General features: G+C 59.7%; 21 protein-coding genes and 2 pseudogenes. 9 read left to right on the plus strand and 14 right to left on the minus strand.

Translation table 11 applies throughout. The annotated features are described in order from the left end of the window. Positions 1-79: 79 nt before the first annotated feature. The 7 genes from ACP7E0_RS15235 to ACP7E0_RS15265 form a co-directional block, all read right to left on the minus strand. Complete coding sequence (locus ACP7E0_RS15235) at positions 80-985, minus strand: hypothetical protein (RefSeq protein WP_426125888.1); 906 nt, start codon at positions 983-985, stop codon at positions 80-82. Further along, positions 982-1,209 carry a hypothetical protein gene (locus ACP7E0_RS15240; protein ID WP_426125889.1) on the minus strand — a complete coding sequence of 76 codons (228 nt, stop codon included), beginning with the start codon at positions 1,207-1,209 and terminating at the stop codon, positions 982-984. The genes ACP7E0_RS15235 and ACP7E0_RS15240 overlap by 4 nt, the downstream gene beginning before the upstream one ends. Next, positions 1,175-2,026, minus strand: a complete 852-nt coding sequence (locus ACP7E0_RS15245) for an integrase arm-type DNA-binding domain-containing protein (RefSeq protein ID WP_426125890.1) — start codon at positions 2,024-2,026, stop codon at positions 1,175-1,177. The genes ACP7E0_RS15240 and ACP7E0_RS15245 overlap by 35 nt, the downstream gene beginning before the upstream one ends. Positions 2,027-2,460: 434 nt before the next feature. Next, positions 2,461-2,766 (minus strand): hypothetical protein, encoded by a 306-nt coding sequence (locus tag ACP7E0_RS15250; RefSeq protein WP_426125891.1) that lies wholly within the window; start codon positions 2,764-2,766, stop codon positions 2,461-2,463. 217 nt (positions 2,767-2,983) lie between these two features. Then, on the minus strand, positions 2,984-3,382 hold the full coding sequence (locus tag ACP7E0_RS15255) for a hypothetical protein (protein ID WP_426125892.1): 399 nt from the start codon (positions 3,380-3,382) through the stop codon (positions 2,984-2,986). A gap of 110 nt (positions 3,383-3,492) precedes the next feature. Beyond that, positions 3,493-3,885, minus strand: a complete 393-nt coding sequence (locus ACP7E0_RS15260; protein ID WP_426125893.1) for a helix-turn-helix domain-containing protein — start codon at positions 3,883-3,885, stop codon at positions 3,493-3,495. A gap of 408 nt (positions 3,886-4,293) precedes the next feature. After that, positions 4,294-5,181 (minus strand): LysR substrate-binding domain-containing protein, encoded by an 888-nt coding sequence (locus ACP7E0_RS15265; RefSeq protein WP_426125894.1) that lies wholly within the window; start codon positions 5,179-5,181, stop codon positions 4,294-4,296. A 105-nt stretch (positions 5,182-5,286) separates the two neighbouring features. On the opposite strand from ACP7E0_RS15265, the pseudogene ACP7E0_RS15270 reads away from it, so the two are divergent. The 3 genes and pseudogenes from ACP7E0_RS15270 to ACP7E0_RS15280 form a co-directional block, all read left to right on the plus strand. Beyond that, positions 5,287-5,987, plus strand: a pseudogene (locus ACP7E0_RS15270) (SDR family oxidoreductase); the annotation flags it as partial. A 62-nt stretch (positions 5,988-6,049) separates the two neighbouring features. Continuing rightward, the gene (locus ACP7E0_RS15275) at positions 6,050-7,081 is read left to right on the plus strand and encodes a proline racemase family protein (RefSeq protein WP_426125895.1); all 1,032 of its coding nucleotides are present in this window, start codon (positions 6,050-6,052) and stop codon (positions 7,079-7,081) included. A gap of 75 nt (positions 7,082-7,156) precedes the next feature. After that, positions 7,157-7,360: pseudogene (locus ACP7E0_RS15280) on the plus strand (tautomerase family protein); the annotation flags it as partial. A 378-nt stretch (positions 7,361-7,738) separates the two neighbouring features. Here ACP7E0_RS15280 and ACP7E0_RS15285 read toward each other — a convergent pair. Genes ACP7E0_RS15285 through denD form a run of 3 tightly spaced genes read right to left on the minus strand, consistent with a single transcriptional unit; the run spans position 7,739 to position 11,424 of the window. Continuing rightward, positions 7,739-9,523, minus strand: a complete 1,785-nt coding sequence (locus ACP7E0_RS15285) for an IlvD/Edd family dehydratase (RefSeq protein ID WP_426125896.1) — start codon at positions 9,521-9,523, stop codon at positions 7,739-7,741. Beyond that, on the minus strand, positions 9,524-10,444 hold the full coding sequence (locus tag ACP7E0_RS15290) for an NAD(P)-dependent oxidoreductase (RefSeq protein WP_426125897.1): 921 nt from the start codon (positions 10,442-10,444) through the stop codon (positions 9,524-9,526). After that, positions 10,441-11,424, minus strand: a complete 984-nt coding sequence (gene denD, locus ACP7E0_RS15295) for a D-erythronate dehydrogenase (protein ID WP_426125898.1) — start codon at positions 11,422-11,424, stop codon at positions 10,441-10,443. The genes ACP7E0_RS15290 and denD overlap by 4 nt, the downstream gene beginning before the upstream one ends. 197 nt (positions 11,425-11,621) lie before the next feature. Here denD and ACP7E0_RS15300 point away from each other — a divergent pair, with 197 nt between their 5' ends. The 6 genes from ACP7E0_RS15300 (at position 11,622) to ACP7E0_RS15325 (ending at position 18,033) form a co-directional block, all read left to right on the plus strand. Beyond that, on the plus strand, positions 11,622-13,067 hold the full coding sequence (locus tag ACP7E0_RS15300) for an FAD-binding oxidoreductase (RefSeq protein WP_426125899.1): 1,446 nt from the start codon (positions 11,622-11,624) through the stop codon (positions 13,065-13,067). A gap of 33 nt (positions 13,068-13,100) precedes the next feature. Beyond that, positions 13,101-13,817 (plus strand): FadR/GntR family transcriptional regulator, encoded by a 717-nt coding sequence (locus ACP7E0_RS15305; protein WP_426125900.1) that lies wholly within the window; start codon positions 13,101-13,103, stop codon positions 13,815-13,817. Positions 13,818-13,951: 134 nt separating this feature from the next. After that, a complete protein-coding gene (locus ACP7E0_RS15310) occupies positions 13,952-15,163 on the plus strand; it encodes a fumarylacetoacetate hydrolase family protein (protein WP_426125901.1) in 1,212 nt (403 codons plus the stop codon). A gap of 8 nt (positions 15,164-15,171) precedes the next feature. After that, on the plus strand, positions 15,172-15,708 hold the full coding sequence (locus ACP7E0_RS15315; protein ID WP_426126069.1) for a TRAP transporter small permease: 537 nt from the start codon (positions 15,172-15,174) through the stop codon (positions 15,706-15,708). Further along, positions 15,705-16,982: a TRAP transporter large permease gene (locus ACP7E0_RS15320; protein WP_426125902.1), complete on the plus strand. Its 1,278-nt coding sequence runs from the start codon at positions 15,705-15,707 to the stop codon at positions 16,980-16,982. The genes ACP7E0_RS15315 and ACP7E0_RS15320 overlap by 4 nt, the downstream gene beginning before the upstream one ends. Before the next feature lie 46 nt (positions 16,983-17,028). Beyond that, positions 17,029-18,033, plus strand: a complete 1,005-nt coding sequence (locus tag ACP7E0_RS15325) for a TRAP transporter substrate-binding protein (RefSeq protein ID WP_426125903.1) — start codon at positions 17,029-17,031, stop codon at positions 18,031-18,033. 92 nt (positions 18,034-18,125) lie between these two features. On the opposite strand, the gene ACP7E0_RS15330 is transcribed toward ACP7E0_RS15325, so the two are convergent. The 4 genes from ACP7E0_RS15330 to ACP7E0_RS15345 form a co-directional block, all read right to left on the minus strand. Next, the gene (locus ACP7E0_RS15330; protein WP_426126070.1) at positions 18,126-19,001 is read right to left on the minus strand and encodes a DMT family transporter; all 876 of its coding nucleotides are present in this window, start codon (positions 18,999-19,001) and stop codon (positions 18,126-18,128) included. A 77-nt stretch (positions 19,002-19,078) separates the two neighbouring features. Next, positions 19,079-20,281, minus strand: coding sequence for a mandelate racemase/muconate lactonizing enzyme family protein (locus ACP7E0_RS15335; RefSeq protein WP_426125904.1), 1,203 nt, complete (start codon positions 20,279-20,281; stop codon positions 19,079-19,081). 20 nt (positions 20,282-20,301) lie between these two features. Next, positions 20,302-21,015, minus strand: coding sequence for a FadR/GntR family transcriptional regulator (locus tag ACP7E0_RS15340; protein WP_426125905.1), 714 nt, complete (start codon positions 21,013-21,015; stop codon positions 20,302-20,304). 96 nt (positions 21,016-21,111) lie between these two features. Further along, on the minus strand, positions 21,112-22,029 hold the full coding sequence (locus ACP7E0_RS15345) for an SMP-30/gluconolactonase/LRE family protein (protein WP_426125906.1): 918 nt from the start codon (positions 22,027-22,029) through the stop codon (positions 21,112-21,114). Positions 22,030-22,041 lie beyond the last annotated feature (12 nt).

The following is a 22,041-nucleotide window of genomic DNA, read 5'->3' on the forward strand; positions in this document are numbered from 1 at the left end:
CGGCAGTTTCGGATCTTCGCAGGCGTTGTTTCAGGGAATTCGCCTTCTGCAGCCGAGGAGGCGGCGCAACGTCGATCGTCTACTCGTTCCGCCTGATTTGCAGCCGAGCGGCGGCATCTTCGAGCCGGTGGACGAGTGCGGACATTGTGGCGACGTCGTCCGGATCGGCTAACGCCCATTCCGCTTTCCAAGGAAATCGGTGGAAAGGCGAATAGGCGACCAGTTTCAGCCGACCGCTCGGCATCCATCGGCGTTCACGCCAGGTGATCCCGGCGGACGGCCTGGGGGCGCGGCGCTTGGTCGATACCGGGATGTACCGACCGTCGCCCGCATACTCCATCTCCCGTATTTCCCGAATTTCGACGATCGCGAGACCCAACGCGGTACCGTTGATCTTGGCGATGGTCGGCCAGCGCGGCGTCCAGTTCGGCAAGAGCTTGTCTTCGCGCTTCGCTGACGAGGGATCTCGAAAGTCGATCGAAGGCCTGATGTAGTTTTGCCACCTCTCTATGGAAACGATATGGCTGCGGTCTTCGAGAGCAATGGACAACGTGTTGAATGCCTCTATCGCCGCATCGATGACGCCCTGAGAGATGGTGAGGTCCGCCGCCCGGTGTGCGCGGGGCGCGAGTATCGCCCCGTCGCCCTTCGCGTCGACCCCTCTGAAATACTCGATGGCGCAGACGGCGAGAGGATGCATTCCGCGAACCATTGGGCCTGCGGAAGGCGAGGCATAAAAGTGCTTGATGGGGCTGGTTGCCACCCCGCCCTTCGACCACGAGACGGGGCGACCCCGTTGCGTGGCTGGCAGCGCCGGGCGCGTGCGTCCGACGTCGTTGCTGCTCCACCACCCGCGCGGCGGTTTCGGTACGTTGAGGGCCTTGCAAACGTTGACGAGGTAAACGTCGGAAATCCCGAGCCGACGGGCGACATCTCGTGCCGGCCGGGTCCAGACCATATGGTAGAGTTCCTCGCGCGTGATCATTGCGGGGAGCCTCCCTCTGCTCGCCGCTGCGGACGCTCATCGTCGTAAGGGTTCGCTCCGCCGGCGAGCACATCGTCCAGGATTGCGGACCATTGCTTGAACGCCGCTCTGAGCTGTTGGCGGTACTTGAACATGTCATAGACTTTCCCCATTCCCTTTTTACCGTGCCCGATCGCCGCTTCGGCGACCTCATGGGGGACAAAGCCGGAAAAATGCGTGCGCATTGTCCTGCGGACGTCGTGCCAGGTCCAATGACGTAGCGTCCCAACCGGCTGGATTTTCCGGTATTCGGTCAGAAACAGCTCGTCGAAGGCCTTCTTTCCCTTCGAAAAGCACGCCGGCGGAGGCGACGAGAAAGGCGCGGACCTCCTTACTGCGAAAATGCCTGGTTCGTGATTTTGTTTTAAGTGACATGGAGTCTGGCGTCAGGTCCGCAACGGGATTGCTGGTCAGCCCGACCTTCCCCCTCCGATTCGGAAGCATCGTCCATTTATAGAATCTGCGGATCATCTGGAGCGTCTTGCGCGCCTGCACCTTCGCTCCTCTAGCCTGGATGCGCGTGACAAGGTCTGCGATGTGCTCGTCCGTCACTTTCGAAATTGGCAGGTTCATCCAAGGGTTCGTCTCCGGGTTGATTATGTTACGCCTTGCGAACGCCCGGTCTTCCTCGACTGTGCGGTTCCTGTCTCTCAGGTCAAGAAAGGCCAGGTAATCTTCCATCACGGATCTGAACGTGCTTCTCGCGCTGAGGGCCTCGACGTGCCGTTCCGTTTCCCGGTGCTCGACGATGTCGACGCCGTTCCGGATCATGGCGTTCCAATCCTTCGCGATCTGGCGCGCATCCTCGGTTTTCATCTTCGGGCCGAAGGTTCCGATCTTCATCCGCGTGGCTTTCCCGAATCGGCCGAGGAGATAGCAGACTTTCGTTTTCGGCCCGACCCTTACCGCGAAGTTCTTGATATCGACGTCGCGGACCTCGTAGCGTTCTGCCTCGCCCTCCAGAATTAAGACGGAGGTGTCTCTGAGGTATTCTCTTCTCATTTTTCACTTCCCTTTTGCGGTTGTAATTGGGCAACTATTTGGGCTCGGCCACCAGCAGGGGGTGGAATGCCGCTGTGCCACAAGGGAAGCGTGGTTTTTTTATTAAGTAAATGTATACAGATGCTTAGGTCGCAAAATGAGTTTTGGCGACGCAGGATGTCCCGGTCTGGGACAGGCGGGTCTTCGGGTTCATAATCAGAAGGAGAGGGGTTTGTTTGTGGCTCATAACCTGAAGGCCGCAGGTTCAAATCCTGCCCCCGCAACCAAGTTCCTAGCACTGGTGATCATCCCGGCCGAAGCTGCATACTGGTTCCGGTAACTCGTGGTGCGGGGCATAAAAACCGGCAGGCAAGCGCGCTCCCACAGGAGGCCAGAAGCCTGATAGCAAACCGTCTCCTTCACTGGTGGCGGGGTGGAGCGAGCCAGATGACCCCTCATTTTGTCGGCTTCACCAGCGAAATGACGCGAGGCTTGGATGGAGCATCCAGCCACTCGATCCATTTGTCTCTTTCCTCAACCGAGTCGAAGAACCGCCAGCGTTTGTACTCCTCTTCGGTGGCCTCCAGCATCTCGCCGATTGACGCTAGTTCCAAGGGGAGCGGCACCTCGTTGCCGTCAAAGCGGATAAAGTAAACCCCCTCCGCGGCGAGGCGAACAACTTGGCCCGTGCCATAGCTTCCATCTGGGTCATCGACCGTGAAGTACATGCCAGTCAAAGTTTCAAATACTGTTTTGCTCATGGATTCCGAATGCCAACCATAAAAATCCTCTGCCTGTGAAATTCGCTCAGGCGTTCGCCAAAGGCAAGCCACTCGACTTGCCGTCGCGCTTTTCTTTACCGCGAGGGTAACCAGACGATATCACCCCACTTTGACGGGTAGCGGCCCTGCAGTCCTGAAATGGAGAGCCGGGCTTAACCGCCCGGTTCGCCGATGTGCCAGGCCCCACCAGCGCCATCTAGTCGTTCTCATAAGCAGCAATAATGACATCGTACTTCGCAACGAGGTCGGCGTACATTTCGACCTGCAATTTGAGCGCCGCTAACGCTCCAACGGAAATGCGAGCGTCATTTTGCTGCTGCAATTCAGCTTGCGCCTCGCTCAGGTTACTTCTCGCTTCGTCCCGACGCTTACGGGCTCGTGCTACTGCGATTGCCACAAACTCATTCGACATCGCGTTCTCCATATCGTTCCACCACGATGGTTGACAACAGTATGATACCACAATCACATCCAGATCCGCCTGAGTGATCCCAATGTACCGCTCGATGCCGTCGACACCGTGGCGTTCATTTGCCGATGGCAGCATCGGATGCGGGGCGATAACCGAAAGTACGACGCCTAGAACGAACGTCATCTCATGGAAATATAGGGTGATTTACGTCCGCAATGGGCCGAGAGCGGTAATAGTTTCCGCTTAGCGCCTGAGAGCGGTCATGCGCTGTTTCAGCGTGCGCGCTGAAACAGTCAGGCCGACAGAAGCTTTCCGATGTCTCGGCGTGGCGGAGCCCCGAACAGCCGGCAATATTCCCGGCTGAACTGTGAGGGGCTGGCATAGCCCACCTCAAAGGCGACCGTTTCCGCCGCGCGCGACAGCATCAGCCGGCGCGCCTCCATCAGGCGGATCTGCTTTTGAAACTGCACCGGTGTCATCGCGGTCATTGCCTTGAACTGACGATGGACCGCTCCGAAACCTGCTGGTCTCTTCACGGCCCCATTTCGGCTGGCGAGATCACCGTGCATAATGGCCGCTTCTGACCCTAAAGCGGTAATTGTCAATGCCGGGCCGACTTGAGGCTGAGAATTTAAAAGTCTCCATGCCATCAGGCCAAGGTTCAGTACCTGGCGTATCGCTGGCATAAGCGGAAATGATTTCCGTATAGCAGTGTGCAGAGGGCCGGAAAGCCGGACTGCTGTGGCCCACAGACGACCTCGGTCCCCGTTCACGTTTGGTGTAAACCTTCGTGCTAATGCAGAGCTAGTGCGGCGTACCCTTGTTCAATGCCGGAAGATGACGAACCGATCTTGGTTTTCGCTGGCCCCCAAAGGAAGCTGGCGGAGATTCTTGCGGCCGATGTCGCAGGCTACAGCCGTCTGATGGAGCGTGACGAGGAGGACACTCACGAGCGCTGTGCTCGCACGTTCCTCGTTGTCTGAACATGTGCGGATCGACGGAACCGACAACCTCGTCCTCGTCTTTCCCGTATTCTGGTGCCCGATGCCCGAAAGTCGCCGAAATCGGATCAGCGATTGCCAACGACTGGTGGATTATGCTCTCGCTTCCGTCGTACCCCACTGTGCGACACACCACTTCCAGACCAAGTCGGCATAGCGCCCCGGATAGGCACTCCTCTTTCGAACGAGATAATAGTCCGGCTTAACAAGGAAGGTGTCGTCGGTAACCTGTACGAGCCGTCCCGCCTCCAGGTCCGGTGCAACGAACGGTTTGCAGGCGAGAGCGATGCCTTGCCCCGCCATCGCCGCATCGAGGGCCAGCGTTGTCCGGTTGAACTTTGCGCCGAAAGGCATGTTGCCGGAGTCAAACAGCGCATGCCAGTGATCGTAGGCATCATGAAGCAAGGGGAACCTGCCGACTTGGTCCAAGGACATCGGTAGTTCAGCGCCGGCCACGAGGAGCGGGCTGGCGACGATTACAAGTTCATGACGGAAGAGGAGGACGGACTCGAGAAAATCTGGAAACGGGGGGCGTACGATTCTTACAGCGATATCCACATCGTCCCGGTCGAAGTCTGACAGAGCCTCGGTCGCGATCGTCCTGAGTTCGACGTTCGGACATGCGGCCCTGAGTTCCGCCATCTTGGGAATGAGCAACTTGGTCGCGAAGGTCGGCGTGACGCTGATTGTCACTGCGCCGGGTCGGCTGGAAAATCGCGCTGTCGCCGCGGCAAGGGTATCGAAGGCGCGTGTGACGTCGGCGAGGTATATCGCGCCTTCGGAAGTAAGGGCCAATCCTCTCGCCAGCCGATGAAACAATGGTTGGCCGACATGTTCCTCAAGGGACCGAACCTGCTGCGCAACCGCTCCCTGGGTCACGCCGAGTTCGTCGGCGGCTGCTCGGAAGTTGAGCTGGCGTCCCGCGACCTCGAAGGCGCGGATCGCATTGAGAGGAGGAAGTCCTTTGCGTGAGCGCGCCATGTTCCAGCCAATAGGTTTTCTACAGCCTCACGCTATCACTTCTGTCGCGAAAATACGCGCAGGTTGTTGCATTATCGCCGTGGAAAACGAGATCAGGAGACTGCAATGACCCAAGGAAAAGTCGCGCTTATCACCGCAGGCGGGTCCGGACAGGGTGCCGCCGAAGCCAGCAGACTTGCGAAGGATGGTTTCAAGGTCGCAGTTCTCTCTTCCTCCGGAAAGGGAGAGGCTCTCGCAAAGGAACTGGGTGGTGTGGGCGTTACGGGATCGAACCAGTCCAACGACGATCTGAGGCGACTGGTGGACCTGGCCTTGGAGAGGTGGGGGAGAGTGGATGCCCTCGTGAACTCCGCCGGACATGGACCGCGTGCGCAGATCGTCGAAATTTCCGACGACGACTGGCACAAGGGAATGGACGTCTACTTCCTGAATGCGGTCCGCCCAATTCGCCTGGTGACGCCGATCATGGAAGCCCAGGGGCGGAGGCGCGATCGTCAACATCACGTCCGCATGGACGTTCGAACCGGCGGCGATGTTCCCCACGTCCGCGGTCTTCCGCGCAGGGCTCGCGAGCTTCTCCAAAATCTTCGCGGACACCTATGCGTCCAAAAACATTCGGATCAACAACGTGCTCCCCGGATGGATCGACAGCCTGCCAGAAGTGCGAAGAGCGCCGCGCGTCGGTTCCGATGGGCCGGTACGGTACCGCTGACGAGATAGCTGCCACGATCGCCTTCCTAATTTCGGACGGTGCGGGCTGCATCACGGTCCAGAACATCCGCGTCGACGGCGGTCTGATGCAATCGTTTAAGCAGGCGCAAGGAAGTGAGTCTTCGCATCCAACGGGACTGCTACACAGGGGAAGATCATGCGCTGGGAAGAGGTTCTGTCGATCGTGGACTGCCACGCCGAGGGCGAAGTGGGAAAGGTTATTGTCGCCGGGATGGGCCAGGTTCCTGGCGAAACCATGTTCGACAAGAAGCTGTACCTCGAGAGGCATCGCGACGACATCCGGAAGAGGGTCCTGTTCGAACCGCGCGGAGCGGCATGGCATAACGCCAACGTCATTCTGCCGAGCAACAACCCGATGGCGGACATGGGCTTCGTCATCATGGAGTCGACCGAGTATCCGGCCATGTCCGGGTCCAACACGATCTGCGTCGCGACCGTCCTCCTGGAGACGGGCATTCTGCCGATGCAGGAGCCAGTCACCGACCTGACGCTCGAGGCACCCGCTGGTCTGATCCGTGTTCGCTGCGAATGCCGCGACGGCAAAGTGACGAGCGTGAAGCTCGTGAACCAGCCAGCATTCTGCTACCACCTCGACGCCCAGGTCGAGGTACCCGGTCTCGGAACAATCACGATCGACGTAGCATTCGGCGGAATGACGATCGCCATCGTCGACGGCACGACAATCGGGTTCGACATCTCCCCATCGGAGGCGCGGGAGCTTTGCGAAGTCGGCGTGAGGATCAAGGCGGCTGCCGCGGAGCAGCTCGCGGTCTCATATCCCGGCAATCCGGACATGCCCGGCATCACGATGACGCAGATCACAGCTCCGCTGCATAGGGAAGACGGCCAACTCGTTTCCCGTAACACCTGCATCGTATCACCCGGACGCTGTGATCGCTCGCCCTGTGGTGCGGGGACTTCAGCGCGGCTCGCCGTGATGCATGCGAAGGGTCAAATCCAGCCTTGCGTCTTCATTCACCACTCGATTACCGGCAGTCGCTTTTTGTGCGGGATCGATGGGTTGGCGAACGTCGGTCCATATCCGGCGGTCATTCCGAGCGTTGCCGGGCAGGCCTGGATTACAGGGCTCACCCAATCGGGACTTGATCCGACCGATCCATATCCGACCGGTTTCACCCTGTCAGACACCTGGCTTAACGCGATCTGATCCGCCGCCAGCGAGCTAACATTACCGAAAACGTACCAATCAGCAGACAGAAAAGCGCAACAAAGCCACCAAAGGGAGAGTCGCATGCCCTATGTGAAGATCGAAATGCTTGAAGGACGTACTTCGGAGCAGAAGCGTCTGTTAGCCGAGGCCGTCACCGAGACAGTCTGCGCGAGCCTGGAGTGCAAGCCGGAAAGCGTGTGGGTAGTCATCGACGAAAAGCCGGCGTCAAACTGGGCTGTTGCGGGAAGCACCCTTGCAGAGACAACTAAGTTCTGAGAGAAGCTACAGCAGAGGCGGAGATAGCGCGCAAGATGCTGAGTTTCCGCTATCGGCTCTAAGCCAACTCCAATGACCCCGCCCCCTATGAAGAGGTGTGGACACGTCCGCTCCTGGTGCGCAAACCGGACGTGTTCGCTGAGGTCTGTATAAGAGCTTGAAATTACAAGTCTCTACGCCATCAGGCCCACCGCAACCAACTTTTCCCAAGGATATCAACAAGAAGGCCCTACCAGCCCGGAGGGTTTTCTTGCGTTTAAAGCTGAGAAAACGGCGAACACAAAATGCTGCAGCCGCCAGGTCACAAACGCATTCAGGGCGTTTGACCGTAACACACGAGAACGACGAAACCCGATGATCGGCACAAGCCTCATCATTTCAGTGGTTGTGTCGTGGCAACTTTTCGGCAAGTTTACGGAATTCCGGCGCCCCCTCGATAACGGCGCCGTCAGATAGTTGCGTCACGGTGCGGCGATACAGCATCTGCCATGGTGTCGCATCGACTGGCACGGCGGGAATGCCGTCCGCCTTGCGCCGTTCGATCTCCTCCGGCGTAACCAGCATATCGCAACGGCCGTGGTTGAAATCGATGCGGATGATGTCGCCGCTCCGGATATAGGCAAGGCCGCCGCCCGCCGCGCTTTCCGGCGAGGCGTTGAGGATCGACGGGCTGTCGGCCGTGCCCGACTGGCGGCCGTCACCGATCGTCGGCAGGCTGAGGATCCCCTTCTTGATAAGATGATCCGGCGGCTGCATGTTGACCACTTCGGCCGATCCAGGCCAACCGAGCGGACCGGCGCCGCGGATCACCAGGATCGTCCGCTCGTCGATGTTCAATTCCGGATCGTTGATGCGCTTGTGATAATCTTCGGAGCCATCAAAGACCACTGCCTTGCCATCGAACACACCTTCTTTGCCCGGCTCGCTCAGATAACGCTCGCGAAAGCCGGCCGAGATAACGCTCATCTTCATGATGGCGAAATCGAACAGATTGCCCTTCAGCACCAGGAAGCCGGCGCGCTCCTTAAGCGGCGCATCGAAAGGCAGGATGACCTCGCGATCGGTGGATTCCCGACCTTCAAGATTTTCCGCCATGGTCTTGCCGGTCACTGTCGGACAGTTGCCCTCCAGCATGCCGACCTGCAGCAGTTCCCACATGATCGCGGGAACGCCTCCGGCCCTGTGGAAGCGCTCGCCGAGATAAGCGCCTGCCGGCTGCACATTAGCCAAGAGCGGAATATCGAAGCCGTGGGTCTGCCAGTCGTCCGGATAAAGATCGACGCCGGCATGTTTGGCCATGGCCGCCAGATGCGGCTGCGCATTGGTCGAACCGCCGATCGCCGAATTCACCCGGATCGCGTTGAGGAACGCCTCACGGGTGAGGATATCCGACGGCTTAATATCCTGCAGCACCAATTCGACAGCTCTCCGCCCGGTGCGATAACCCATCTGGCCCCGTTCGCGGTAGGCGGCCGGGATGGCAGCGCAGCCGGTCAGCGACATGCCGAGCGCTTCCGCCATGGCATTCATCGTCGAGGCGGTCCCCATGGTGTTGCAATGGCCGATGGACGGCGCGGAATCGAGCGCCGACTGTAGGAATTCCTCGCGGGTGATCTCGCCCGCCGCATATTTGCGCCGCGACCGCCAGATCACCGTGCCGGATCCGACCAGATCGCCATCATGCCAGCCGTCAAGCATCGGGCCGCCGGAAAAGACGATCGCAGGAATATCCACGGTCGAAGCCGCCATCAGCGCCGAGGGCGTGGTCTTGTCGCAGCCGGTGGTGAGCACGACACCGTCGAGCGGATAGCCGTAGAGGATCTCGACCAGACCGAGATAGGCGAGGTTTCGGTCGAGCGCCGCGGTCGGCCGCTTGCAGTTCTCAAACAGTGGATGCGTCGGAAACTCGATGGGGATGCCGCCGGCATCGCGAATGCCGTCGCGGATGCGCTTGGCAAGCTCGATATGATGGCGATTGCAGGGATTAATGTCGCTGCCGCTTTGGGCGATGCCGATGATCGGCTTGCCGGAACGCAGTTCTTCCGGCGTCGTGCCATAATTCATGAAGCGCTCAAGATAGAGCGCCGTCATGTCGAGATGATCGGGATTGTCGAACCAGTCCTGCGAGCGCAGACGACGCCCGACCGTGTTTCCCTCAGCCATTTATCGCCCCCTCCCGCCCTTGGCGGCATTCTTTGCTTCCAGATGCAGCAACAATCCGCTGTGGTCCGTGTCGCCCCCTCCCGCCGCGACGAAGTCGGAAAACTCAAGACGCACCTTCTCGGTCAAAGGCAGGTCCAGCGAAAACAGATCGGCCATGGCCTTCACCGCTTCGAGATCCTTCAGCTGAAGCTTCGAAGGCCCGCCGGGCGCGAAGTCGCGCGTCACCATGCGCGCACCATGCAGTTCCAGGATCCGGCTCTCGGCAAAGCCGCCGCGGATCGCTTCCCGGAACTTTTCCCGCGATGCGCCACCGGCTTCGACCAGCAGCATCGCTTCCGCAACAGCACCGATGGTGATGGCGACGATCTGCTGGTTGGCGAGTTTGCAGATCTGCCCGGCACCGGACGGCCCGACATGGGTCACCCGGCCAAGGGCCGCAAAGACATCGGTGATCCCATCGATCACATCCGCGTCGCCACCAGCCATGATGGCCAGCGTTCCCGCCTCAGCACCGACCACCCCACCGGAGACCGGTGCATCGACATGCGCGATGCCGAACGCTTTCAGGCGGGCCGCGTGATCCCGGGCAATCGGTGGCGAGATAGAGCTGCTGTCGACCGCTATGGCGCCTTGCGGCAAAGCATCGGCCACGCCGTTGTCAAACAACACCGCCTCGACGGCCTGGCCGTCGCTCAGCATGGTGAAGACGATGTCACAACCCTTGATCGCAGCAGCGGCCGTTTCGGCGACAACCGCACCATCTGACGCCAGAGCTTGCGCCTTGCTGAGATCGCGGTTCCAGACTGTCACCGTGTGACCGGTGAAGAGAAGCCGTCGCGCCATCGGCGCACCCATCAGCCCGGTTCCGAGAAAGGCGATCCGGCGCGGCCGGTCTTGATCCGGACCTGTTGTTTTGCTCACAGTTTGCCTCCCAGTTCATCCTCGATATGCACGCGGATGATCTCATCAAAGGAGGTTTCGGCGGTAAAGCCAAGCGCTTTCGCGCGTGTCGCCTCAAAGCCCGGAGCCCAGCCAGCGACCATCTTGATGATCATCTCGTCCGGTTCACGGCGGATCAGCGCAACAGCTTTATCGCCGGCCACGCGGCGCAGCGCTTCGATCTGTTCGCCGACCGTGGCGCTAAGGCCCGGCATGGACAGTGCCCGCCGCGGCCCGACCGTGTCCAGATCGATCGTCGCTCCATGGATCAGGAAGCCGACCGCCGAGCGCGGCGAGGTATGCCAATGGCGAACGTCTTCGGATACCGGCAGAATGGCTTCCTTTCCAACCAGAGGCTCGCGCAGGATATTGGAGAAGAAGCCGGACGCGGCCTTGTTCGGCCTGCCGGGACGAATGCAGATCGTCGGCAGGCGGATGGAAATACCGTTGAAGATGCCGCGGCGGCTGTAGTCAGACAGAAGCAGTTCACAGATTGCCTTCTGGGTGCCGTAGCTGGTCAGCGGCGTCGTATGATAGTCGTCCGGGATCGGATAGGGCAGGGGGGCGCCGACGACGGCAATCGACGATGTGAACACGACGCGCGGCCTGTAGCCGTCCACGCCATTGGCGAGGCGAATGGCATCGAACAGATAGCGTGTGCCATCGAGATTGATCCGGTAACCCTTTTCGAAATCAAGCTCGGCCTCGCCGGAAACGATCGCCGCCAGATGGAAGATCACGTCGGGCCGGACCGACACGAGCGCTTCGGCTTCGCCGGGTGCCGATAGATCGGCCTCCTTGACATGAACCTTGCCGGTGAAACCCTCCGGCACCTCTGGGGTCACGACATCCACCAAGGTCATCTCAGCAATAGGCTTGCCGTTCAGCTGGTCGTCGGCAGCCAGCTTGGCCGCGAGCTTGCGGCCGACCATACCGGCCGCGCCGATGATCAGGATATGCATCAGGTCTCTCCTCCCTGGACTTGCCCGCCCGGATGTTCTGACAAAGGCCGGCAAAAATTTTGTTTGTAAGGTTGTCTGATAACCTTATATGATCTCCGTGAAAACAGAATATTTTGAACTGCGCAAAAAACCTTCGGGCCCGGTAAGGCGACCGCAGGGTGGTTTTGAAGCGGCAGTCGGGGCGGAAAGGCAAGGCAATGAGGGCTGACGTCATCAGCATATCTGCGGGTCTGCAGGCATCCTTGCGCGCGACATTGACCAGCGACATCGTGCTGACGGACCCGGATGAAATGCTGCGCTTCTGCCGGGATTGGCATGGCGATGTGACCAGCGCCGCTGTTGCGGTGCTGCGCCCGCGCTCGACCGAAGACGTTGCCGCCGCGGTTCGCGCCTGCCGCGACCTTGGGCTTTCGATCGTGCCCCAGGGCGGAAATACCGGGCTGGTGCTGGGCGGCATTCCAGACAAGCCGGGGAAGCAGGTGGTTCTGAGCCTCGAACGCATGGCAGCCATCCGCAATATAGATGCGGATGATTTTTCTGCCGTTGTCGAAGCCGGTTGCATCCTGTCTGAAGTCAAGGATGCCGTTGCCGAAAAGGACATGTATGTCCCGCTGGCGCTTGGCGCCCAAGGGTCCTGCCGCATCGGAGGTAATGTCTCGACCAATGCCGGCGGCATCAACGTGCTGCGCTACGGCATGACGCGCGAGATGGTGCTGGGCCTGGAAGTCGTGCTGCCCGACGGCACGATCTTCAACGGTCTGTCGACCCTGCGCAAGGACAATCGCGGCATCGACCTGAAGCAGCTTTTCATCGGTGCCGAGGGTACGCTCGGCATCATCACAGCCGTGTCGCTCAAGCTGATGCCTTTCCCCGACCAAGTGGCAACCGCTTTGCTTGGGCTGAATTCTCTCGATGATGCCATCACGCTCTATCGGCGCGCGCGGCGCGATTGCTGCGACCTGATGTCGGCCTTCGAATTCATGCCGCCGCTGGCTTTTGTCCTGGCGCGGGAAGCAATCCCGGACCTGCCCATGCCGATTGCCGGCGATTGTCCGGCCTACGTATTGATCGAGGTTTCCGGTTCCGGTCTCGTCGATATCGCCGAGCTGATGGAGCGCTTTCTCGGCGGCGTGATGGAAGACGGTCTTGTGCTTGATGGTGTGATCGCAGCCTCTCAAGCCCAGGCTCGCAATCTCTGGCTGTTTCGCGAAGGCATGAACGAGGGGCAGGCCAAACGCGGCCCGCATATGCGCACCGACGTTTCCGTGCCACTGTCGCGGCTCGCCGAGTTCGTGCGCGACGCCGAACAGGCTGTCTCGGAAGCGCTTCCGGACTGTGTCAGTGTGTCCTATGGCCATGTCGGCGACGGCAACGTGCATCTCAATGTATTGCCGCCATCCGGCAGCTCTCCAGAGGAGGCAGTCGCTCGAATCTACAAGGCCAAGACGATAGTGAACCAGGTTCTGGACAAGTACAACGGCAGCATCAGCGCCGAGCATGGCGTTGGTCGCTTGAAGCGCGCCGATTTCGAAGAACGGCTTGATCCTTCGCGGCGGGCATTGCTGACAGCCCTCAAACAGGCCATCGATCCGTCGATGGTGATGAACTCGGGCTGCCAATTGAATTTCCCCGCCATATCGTAGAATAGTCTGACAGCATCAGGGGCGCACAACAGCATGACGGCGGACTTCAGCCAGATCAGACGGATTGAGCATCTGCCGGCACGTATCGCCGGCCATATCGCCAAGGAGATCGCCGAAGGCCGGATCACGCCTGGCGAAAAGCTGCCGACCGAGCATATTCTCGCCAAGACATTCGGTGTCAGCCGCTCCGTGGTGCGTGAAGCGATCGCCCAGTTGCGCAACGAGGGGCTGGTCGAGACACGCCAGGGTGTCGGCGCCTTCGTCACCGAAGCCTTGGGGCGAGGGGCCCTTCGTATCGAACAGACCGATCTTCGCCACCGCGAGGCCTTCCGCAGTCTTTTCCAGCTCCGTATGCCGCTGGAAATCGAAGCCGCCGGTCTTGCGGCCGTCCACCACGACGATGCCGATCTGAAAAAACTGGATGATGCGCTTGCCCGGATGACCGGCGCCGAGAAATGGACGGATCAGGGAATCGTTGCCGATCTTGCCTTTCACCGCGCCCTGGCCGCGGCCACCCACAACGAGTATTTTCCGCTGTTCATCGGCTTCATCGCCGAGCGCATCAGCCTAGCCATCAACGCGGCGCGCGCCGTCGCCGTCCTTGAGGAAATCGTCGAGATCACCATCGCCGAACACGTCGCAATCCGTGACGCCGTGGTGACGCGGGATCCGATGAAGGCGCGTGCCGCAATGCGTGGCCACCTCATGGGCGCTGCGGGCCGACTGGACTTGACGCTTGAAATATCCTGAGACGGTTTGATCTACCGGGTACAGTCGCTTGAAGGTTTTAGGCCGCTCCGGGTCTTCCGCTCTGGACAGGCGGAGTAAGTCATAATAGAAAGCTCGCTGGAGCGTTGTCAGACATCCTGACAATAGGGCAGGCTATGCTGGAGGGCAGGCGGGCTGGACAATGGGGAGGACGACATTTGAATTTCGAACGTGTATTGCGTGCAGAGTCCATCTTGCCGACTGACGCCGCCGATGCCCTTTTGATCGGACGCGTCTGGTCGAAGGCAAATGCGGGCCCCTGCCCAGTGATGATTTCAGGCAGCCGCGTTCTGGACCTGACGGGCATTGCCGCTACTACGTCGCGCCTTCTCGAAACAGATAGCCTCGCTGACATCCTGCGTAAAGCATCCGGCCTTCCGGACCTCGGCGCGCTCGACGACTTCCTGTCCGGCGACAGCGGAACCATACTGGCCCCGATCGACTTGCAGGCCATCAAGGCTGCCGGCGTGACCTTTGCCGACAGCATGCTGGAACGCGTCATCGAGGAGCAGGCCAAGGGCGATCCGCTGCGGGCCCAGGCGATCCGCGGCAAACTTGCGCCCGTTCTCGGCGACAGTCTTCGCGGGCTCGTTGCCGGTTCGGAGCAGGCGGCCAAGGTCAAGGCGCTGCTGCAGGATATGGGCCTCTGGTCGCAATATCTGGAAGTCGGCATCGGCCCCGACGCCGAAATCTTCACCAAGTCCCAGCCAATGTCTTCCGTCGGTTGCGGCGCGCTTGTCGGCATCCATCCGATTTCGCAATGGAACAATCCGGAGCCCGAGGTTGTCCTTGTGCTGCGCTCCGATGGCACGATCGTCGGCGCAAGCCTTGGCAATGACGTCAACCTGCGCGATGTCGAGGGACGCTCGGCCCTGCTGCTCGGCAAGGCCAAGGACAATAATGCGTCCTGCTCGATCGGCCCGTTCATCCGGCTTTTTGACGACGGCTTCACGATGGACGACCTGCGGCGTGTCCGGGTAGCGCTTCGGGTTCATGGCGAGGATGGTTTTGAAATGACTGGAGAAAGCCCGATGGAGGCCATCAGCCGCTCGCCGGAAAATCTTGCCTCGCAGCTGAGAAACCGTAACCATCAGTATCCCGATGGCGCTGTTCTTTTTCTGGGGACCATGTTCGCTCCGGTCAAGGATCGGCGAGGAACGGGCCTCGGCTTCACCCATGAGATTGGTGATCGCGTTGAAATCTCGACAAGCAAGCTTGGCCGCCTAGTTAACTGGGTAGAGCGCAGCGATGTTTGTCCTGAATGGACCTTCGGAGTTGGTGCACTTGTGCGCAATCTGGCCGGTCGCGGTCTTTTGGAAAAGGCGTGAGTCACACCATGCAGAAGGCGACAAATCTCTTTTACCGGTTCCTCGAGCTCCTGCTCATCCTTCTACTGTCCGGCATGGCGATCATGGTCTTCGTCAATGTTGTCATGCGTTACGCCTTCAATTCCGGCCTCAACATATCGGATGAACTCTCGCGCTACTTTTTCGTCTGGGTGACGTTTATCGGCGCCGTCGTTGCATTTCGCGAGCATGCGCATGTCGGGGTGGAAACGCTGGTCGCCGTTTTCGGCCGCAGAGGACGAATTCTTTGCATGATCCTGTCGAACATCATCATCATCGGCGTTTCCGCGATCTTCTTCTGGGGAACTTGGAAGCAGTATCCGATCAATGCCAGCATGGACGCCCCGGTCACCAAGATTTCGATGATCTGGGTCTATGGGATCGGCTTTTTCACCGGCGCGGGTATCGTCCTTATCGCCCTTGAGCGACTGATCAGATTGCTGACAGGCAAGGTGACCGACGAGGAAATCGCCGCCTTTGCCGGTGAGAACCTGACAGCCGAGCAGATGGCGGAGCGCAGCCAATGACTTTGCTCGTCTTCATCGTCTCGCTTGTCGGCGCCATGGCTATCGGCGTCCCCGTCGCCTTTTCGCTGATGTTCTGCGGCGTCGTGCTCATGTGGTTCATGGGCATGTTCAACACGCAGATCATCGCGCAGAACATGATCGCCGGCGCGGACACCTTCACGCTTCTGGCAATTCCGTTTTTCATTCTCGCTGGCGAACTGATGAACGCCGGGGGCCTGTCGCGCCGCATCATCGACTTCGCCATTGCCTGCGTCGGCCATATTCGCGGCGGTCTCGGCATCGTCGCCATCATGGCCGCCATCATCATGGCCAGCATTTCCGGATCCGCTGCTGCCGATACCGCCGCTCTTGCAGCCATTCTCATCCCGATGATGGCCAAGGCCGGTTACAACGTACCGCGGTCCGCAGGTCTGATCGCCGCAGGTGGTATCATCGCTCCCGTGATCCCGCCATCAATGGCCTTTATCGTCTTCGGCGTTGCGGCCAACGTGTCGATCACGCAGCTTTTCATGGCCGGCATCGTACCCGGCCTCCTGATGGGCTTAGCCCTGGTCGTCACCTGGCTGATTGTTGTTCGAAAGGACAATGTCCAGGCTCTTCCGAAGACACCGATGAAGGAGCGTATCAGGATCACTGGTCGCGCACTCTGGGCTCTCGGCATGCCGGTGATCATCTTGGGCGGCATCAAGGCCGGTGTCGTTACGCCGACGGAGGCCGCAGTCGTCGCTGCCGCCTATGCCCTGTTCGTCGGTGTGTTCATCTACCGTGAGTTAAGCCTGCGGGACCTGCCCCGGGTCATCCTCCAGGCTGCAAAAACCACCTCCGTGGTGATGTTCCTGGTCTGCGCAGCGCTTGTGTCCGCCTGGCTGATCACGGCGGCAAATATTCCGGCCGAAATTACCGGCTATATCGAGCCATTGATTGATCGCCCGATCCTGCTGATGTTCGCCATCATGATCCTCGTTCTGGTCGTGGGCACCGCCCTCGACCTGACGCCGACCATCCTGATCCTGACACCGGTTCTGATGCCGATCATCAAGCAGGCAGGGATCGATCCTGTCTACTTCGGCGTTCTGTTCATCATGAACACCTGCATCGGACTGCTAACACCCCCGGTCGGGGTCGTTCTCAACGTCGTCAGCGGCGTCGGGCGCGTGCCGCTGGGAAAGGTCACGATCGGTGTCCTGCCATTCCTGGCCGCGCAGATCTTCGTTCTTTTCGTCCTGGTCCTGTTCCCGGACATCGTCATCGTGCCTGCTCAATGGCTGCGTTAACAGCCGGCGAGCCAACAGTCTCACTCAATCATCCAGGGAGGATATTATGAGAAAACTGCTTCTAGCCACCACCGCGATCGCCTTTGGCCTTTCATCGGCAGCTCCGGCCTTTGCCGAATTCAACGATCGCAACATCCGCGTTTCGAACGGCATTAACGCCGATCACCCGGTCGGCAACGGCATCAAGGCCATGCAGGCCTGCCTCGACGAAAAGTCCGGCGGCAAGCTGAAGATCACCGCCTTCTGGGGCGGCGCGCTCGGGGGCGACCTGCAGGCAACCCAGGCCCTGCGCTCGGGTGTGCAGGAAGGCGTCGTCACCTCGTCTTCGCCGCTGGTCGGCATCATCCCGGCCCTCGGCGTCTTTGACCTGCCCTTCCTGTTCAGCACACCGCAGGAAGCCTATAAGGTCCTTGACGGCAAGTTCGGCGACATGATGAACGAGAAGCTGGCAGCGGCCGGTCTCGTCAATCTCGCCTATTGGGAAAATGGTTTCCGCAACCTGTCGAATTCCGTTCGTCCGGTCACCAAGTGGGAAGATTTTTCGGGGATGAAGGTTCGCGTCATGCAGAACAACATCTTCCTCGACACGTTCCAGAATCTTGGCGCCAACGCCACGCCGATGGCCTTTGGTGAAGTCTTCTCGGCTCTGGAAACCAATGCGATCGATGCCCAGGAAAATCCCTATGTGACGATCGACACCTCGAAGTTCTTCGAGGTCCAGAAATATATTACCGAGACGAACCACGCCTATACGCCGTTCCTGTTCCTCTTCTCGAAGGCCATCTTCGACACCTATACGCCGGAAGAACAGGCGGCCCTTCGTGAATGCGCGATCGTCGGTCGTGATGAGGAGCGGAAAGTCATTCAGGAGTTGAACAAGACGTCGCTTGAAAAGATCAAGGCCGCCGGGCTGGAAGTGAATGTGCTTTCGCCGGAAGAGCAGGCGCGTATCCGCGAAAAGTCGATGGTTGTCTACGAAAAGCACAAGGCAGAAATCGGTGCAGAAGTGGTTGATGCAATCATTGCAGAGCTTGCAGAGATCCGTAAGTAATCTCTAACCAGCTAAATACGGGAAGGGGGACCGAGCCAACGCGCGTCGGTCCCCTTTTTATGACAGCAACTGTCCTCCATGGAGCTTGGCCATCACTCCGGAACAGCAGGCAAGACCGTCTCGCGCGTCTTCAATTGCCGCTCCCGGAAGAAGATGAAAAGACCGGAAGCGACAATGAGCGCCGCTCCTGCCAGCATGCCCAGCCGAGGCACATCGCCGAAGAAAATCCAGCCGAACACTACCGCCCACAGCAGCAGCGTATATTGCAGTGGTGCGACCGTCGCTGCATTCGAGATTTTCAAAGCACGATTGACCAGCATATGAGCCGCCATTGCAACAATGCCAAGCAGACCAAGCAGTGCCAGATCGAGGCCGGAGGAAATCGGCGCCCAGTCGAAGGGTGCAAAGGCCAGACCGGCGACTGCTGCTCCCACCACCTGGAAGAATACCAGCGTCTTATCTGGCGTGCTGCGCAGGCCGCGACCGGACAGAAGCATGAAGGCGAAGGCACCGCTGCCGACGATCGAGATGAGGGCCGGCATAGTGAACATTGCCTTCGACGGCTCGAGTGTGATGATAACGCCGATGAAACCGGCTGTGATCGCGCACCAGCGCCGCCAGCCGACTTTTTCCCCCAGCAGCAGGGGCGAGGCCGCCGCGACATAGATCGGTGCCGCCAGCCAATAGGTCATCACATCGGCCAGCGGCAGATACATGACCGCATAGTAGAAGCAAAAAACCTCCATGGTGGAGAATGCCACGCGGGCAAACTGCATCCATGGCTGCTCGGCCGTGGTAATGGACTTGAGACCCGCCTGCCAGAGGAATGGAGCCAGAATGATCAGTGCAGCAAGACTGCGGATGAGGATCACCTGTCCCAGCCCGTAGCTCGCCACCAGCCACTTTCCCATGGCATCGTTGAGGGCAAACATCAGCATGCCGAGCAGCATGATCAGCGGACCCGCCATCGCCGAAGCTCCCAATCCGGCGGTGCGAGTTTCAATATTCGTCACGTAAAGCCTCCAATATGTCTTTCGTTCAAGTGCTAAAGGCTGGCCGCATTCGATATACGGCGGCTAACCGTAAAGGCTCGATCCAGCTCCGGGTTAAGCTCCATGCCAAGCCCCGGGCCGGGCGGAACGGTGATCATTCCATTCTTCACCTCCGGCAAGGCCGTTACCAGGTCCCGGTACCAGGTTCGATAAAATGCGCGCACGCTTTCCTGGACCAGCGCGTTCGGCGCATTCAGCGAGAGATGGGTGGAAGCGCAGAGCACGACCGGGCCGGTGCAGTCATGCGGCGCCACCGGCAGGTGCCAAGCCTCGGCCATTGACGCAATCTTGCGCGCCTCCGACAGACCGCCGCACCAGGAGATATCGAGCATCATCACCCCGGCGGCACCTGTCTCCAGAAGATCGCGGAACGCCCAGCGCGAACCGAGCGTTTCCGATGCCGAAATCGGTGCTGGCGAAACAGCCGCATAGCGCGCAAGGCTCGACAGGCTGTCCATTTTGATCGGGTCTTCATGCCAGAAAGTTTTGTACGGCGTCAGCGCCTTGGCGATCTGCATGGCCGGCAGGAGCTGCCACATCGAATGGAATTCGACCATGATATCCATCCTGTCGCCGACGGCCTCGCGGATCTTCTCAAAGGGCTCCAAAGCCTGCTTCAGGTCCGGCATCGAGATATATTGTCCGCGGGTCTTTTCAGCCGCCGCGTCGAAGGGCCAGATCTTCATCGCCGTGATACCCTCTTCGAGCAGCGAATGGGCGAGTTGGTCGGCATTGTGCAGAAAGCCGTTCAGATCGTCGTAGTCTTGGCCTTCCGACAGGCCGTAGTTGGCCGTCGTCTGGCCCGTGGCTTTCTTGATGTATTCCGTGCCGGCGCAGGTGTTGTAGGTGCGGATTTCGCGGCGGGTGAAACCGCCCAGTAGTTGCGCGATCGGCATGCCGGTTGCCTTACCGAAAATGTCCCAGAGCGCGATGTCAAAGGCCGAATTGCCGCGCACTTCGGCACCGGAAGAGCGAAAGCCGAGATAGCCGACGAGGTCCGCGGCCAGGAGGTCGATCTGCAACGGATCGCGGCCGATCACCCGCGGCGCGATATATTCGTGCACATAGGCCTCGACAGTCTGGGCGCCGAAAAAGGTTTCGCCAAGTCCGGTAATGCCTTCGTCGGTATGGACGAGCAACCAGAGAAGATTGGCGCGCTCCGCGACGCGCACGGTTTCTAGGCCGGTAATTTTCATGAATGGGTTCCCCTGCCGTCTCAAACCAGGCCTGCGGTGAGCAGGGCCTTGATACTTTGATCGAAGTGCCGGTTCATCAGCATCGCTGCGGCCTGCGGATTGCCATCGACAATCGCCAGCGCGAGTTCCTCATGCAGCGCATTCATCGCCCGGCGCTCGTCATCGTCGGCCCGGCTTTTCCAACCGATCGGCCATGTCTGGCGCGTCACGCCCTGAAAGGCGCCGATGATCAGGGCAAAGACTGGATTGCGAGAGGCGCGGGCGATCGCGACATGAAAAGAAATGTCGCTTTCCATGATCGCCACGGGATCATCGGAGGTATCTATCATCGCCCGGGCATGAGCAAGGATCAGTTGCGCTTCCGCCTCGGTACGCCGGAGAGCCGCCAGCGTTGCCGTGCGTGCCTCGATCGTGCGGCGGACATCGTAGATTTGCAGGATGTCGATCTGGTCGGTGACAACGCCATGCTCGATCATCATCGCCATTGAGGCGTCGTCGAGCTGGGCAATTGTCGGCCGCTTGCCGACACCGAGATCGACAAGACGAAGGGCCGCCAGCGATCGGAGCGCCTCGCGGATCACTGTCCGGGATACCTGCAACTGCTCCGAAAGCGCCGCTTCGGCCGGCAAATGGTCTCCTGGCTTGAGTTCCTTGTCGCGGATCAGGCGCGTAATAGATGCAATCGCACCGGCCACGAAATCGCCCACAACGAGCCGCTCGCTTGAGTGACGCATAAGGAGTCCTCTATCTTTTCCAGGGCTATAATACAACTTTTGGCAAAAATAAAGCAAACCTCGCTTTTTGTATGCCGTCGCTCCCGCTATTACGCGTTACCGCGGCCAGGTTGAGCCGGTTGTCGTCAGATAAATGGCATAAAGCGACTGCGTGGCCGTGATGAACAAGCGGTTGCGACGGGGGCCGCCAAATGTGAGATTGGCGACCGTCTGGGGAACCTTGATCTTGCCGATGAGGGTACCGTCTGGCGCAAAGCAGTGCACCCCATCCGCAGCGCTCGACCAGACATTTCCATGCATATCAACGCGAATTCCGTCTGGAATACCGTTATCGATCGTGCAGAAAACCCGCCCGCTTGTCGGCGCTCCCTCATCGCCGATATCAAAGATCCGAATATGGCGGGCCGCGGTATCGTCGTGGCTTGCACCGCTGTCGGCGACATAGAGCCTGGTCTCGTCCGGTGAGAAGGCGAGGCCGTTCGGCTGCAGAAAATCGCTGACGACCACGGCTAGGTCTCCGGTGGCGGGATCGAGCCGGTAGACATTGCGGGTGGGTTGCTCTGGATCTGCCTGATATCCTTCATAATCCGAGAGAATGCCGTAGGTTGGATCGGTGAACCAGATGGTCCCGTCTGAGCGGACGATGACATCGTTGGGAGAATTCAGCCGTCTGCCCTGATAGCTGTCGGCAAGAACCGTGATCGAGCCATCCACTTCCGTGCGCGTGACGCGCCGTGTGCCGTGCTCGCAGGAAATCAGCCGGCCCTGCCGATCGCGGGTATTGCCGTTTGCAAAGTTCGACGGTGCGCGGAACACGGAGACCCCGCCGTCCGGCACCCAGCGCAACATCCGCTGGTTGGGAATGTCGCTCCAGACGAGTTGCTGCGCATCGCTGTACCAGACCGGACCCTCGGCCCAGCGGCAACCGGTGTAAAGCTCTTCAAGGGCGACACTGCCGATAAACAGCGTCTTGAATCTTGGGTCATGGACTTCATAGGGGGAATCTTGGGGCATGGGACCGGACCG

This window comes from Pararhizobium sp. PWRC1-1, from assembly GCF_049897905.1.
Classification (GTDB): Bacteria; Pseudomonadota; Alphaproteobacteria; order Rhizobiales; family Rhizobiaceae; genus Pararhizobium.

Excerpts from the sequence above, each read along its gene's own strand:
- ACP7E0_RS15235 (WP_426125888.1), bottom strand. The coding sequence starts at position 985 with ATGATCACGCGCGAGGAACTCTACCATATGGTCTGGACCCGGCCGGCA.
- ACP7E0_RS15240 (WP_426125889.1), bottom strand. The coding sequence starts at position 1,209 with ATGCGCACGCATTTTTCCGGCTTTGTCCCCCATGAGGTCGCCGAAGCG.
- ACP7E0_RS15245 (WP_426125890.1), bottom strand. The coding sequence starts at position 2,026 with ATGAGAAGAGAATACCTCAGAGACACCTCCGTCTTAATTCTGGAGGGC.
- ACP7E0_RS15250 (WP_426125891.1), bottom strand. The coding sequence starts at position 2,766 with ATGAGCAAAACAGTATTTGAAACTTTGACTGGCATGTACTTCACGGTC.
- ACP7E0_RS15255 (WP_426125892.1), bottom strand. The coding sequence starts at position 3,382 with ATGACGTTCGTTCTAGGCGTCGTACTTTCGGTTATCGCCCCGCATCCG.
- ACP7E0_RS15260 (WP_426125893.1), bottom strand. The coding sequence starts at position 3,885 with ATGCCAGCGATACGCCAGGTACTGAACCTTGGCCTGATGGCATGGAGA.
- ACP7E0_RS15265 (WP_426125894.1), bottom strand. The coding sequence starts at position 5,181 with ATGGCGCGCTCACGCAAAGGACTTCCTCCTCTCAATGCGATCCGCGCC.
- ACP7E0_RS15275 (WP_426125895.1), top strand. The coding sequence starts at position 6,050 with ATGCGCTGGGAAGAGGTTCTGTCGATCGTGGACTGCCACGCCGAGGGC.
- ACP7E0_RS15285 (WP_426125896.1), bottom strand. The coding sequence starts at position 9,523 with ATGGCTGAGGGAAACACGGTCGGGCGTCGTCTGCGCTCGCAGGACTGG.
- denD (WP_426125898.1), bottom strand. The coding sequence starts at position 11,424 with ATGCATATCCTGATCATCGGCGCGGCCGGTATGGTCGGCCGCAAGCTC.
- ACP7E0_RS15300 (WP_426125899.1), top strand. The coding sequence starts at position 11,622 with ATGAGGGCTGACGTCATCAGCATATCTGCGGGTCTGCAGGCATCCTTG.
- ACP7E0_RS15305 (WP_426125900.1), top strand. The coding sequence starts at position 13,101 with ATGACGGCGGACTTCAGCCAGATCAGACGGATTGAGCATCTGCCGGCA.
- ACP7E0_RS15310 (WP_426125901.1), top strand. The coding sequence starts at position 13,952 with ATGCTGGAGGGCAGGCGGGCTGGACAATGGGGAGGACGACATTTGAAT.
- ACP7E0_RS15315 (WP_426126069.1), top strand. The coding sequence starts at position 15,172 with ATGCAGAAGGCGACAAATCTCTTTTACCGGTTCCTCGAGCTCCTGCTC.
- ACP7E0_RS15320 (WP_426125902.1), top strand. The coding sequence starts at position 15,705 with ATGACTTTGCTCGTCTTCATCGTCTCGCTTGTCGGCGCCATGGCTATC.
- ACP7E0_RS15325 (WP_426125903.1), top strand. The coding sequence starts at position 17,029 with ATGAGAAAACTGCTTCTAGCCACCACCGCGATCGCCTTTGGCCTTTCA.
- ACP7E0_RS15330 (WP_426126070.1), bottom strand. The coding sequence starts at position 19,001 with ATGGCGGGTCCGCTGATCATGCTGCTCGGCATGCTGATGTTTGCCCTC.
- ACP7E0_RS15335 (WP_426125904.1), bottom strand. The coding sequence starts at position 20,281 with ATGAAAATTACCGGCCTAGAAACCGTGCGCGTCGCGGAGCGCGCCAAT.
- ACP7E0_RS15340 (WP_426125905.1), bottom strand. The coding sequence starts at position 21,015 with ATGCGTCACTCAAGCGAGCGGCTCGTTGTGGGCGATTTCGTGGCCGGT.
- ACP7E0_RS15345 (WP_426125906.1), bottom strand. The coding sequence starts at position 22,029 with ATGCCCCAAGATTCCCCCTATGAAGTCCATGACCCAAGATTCAAGACG.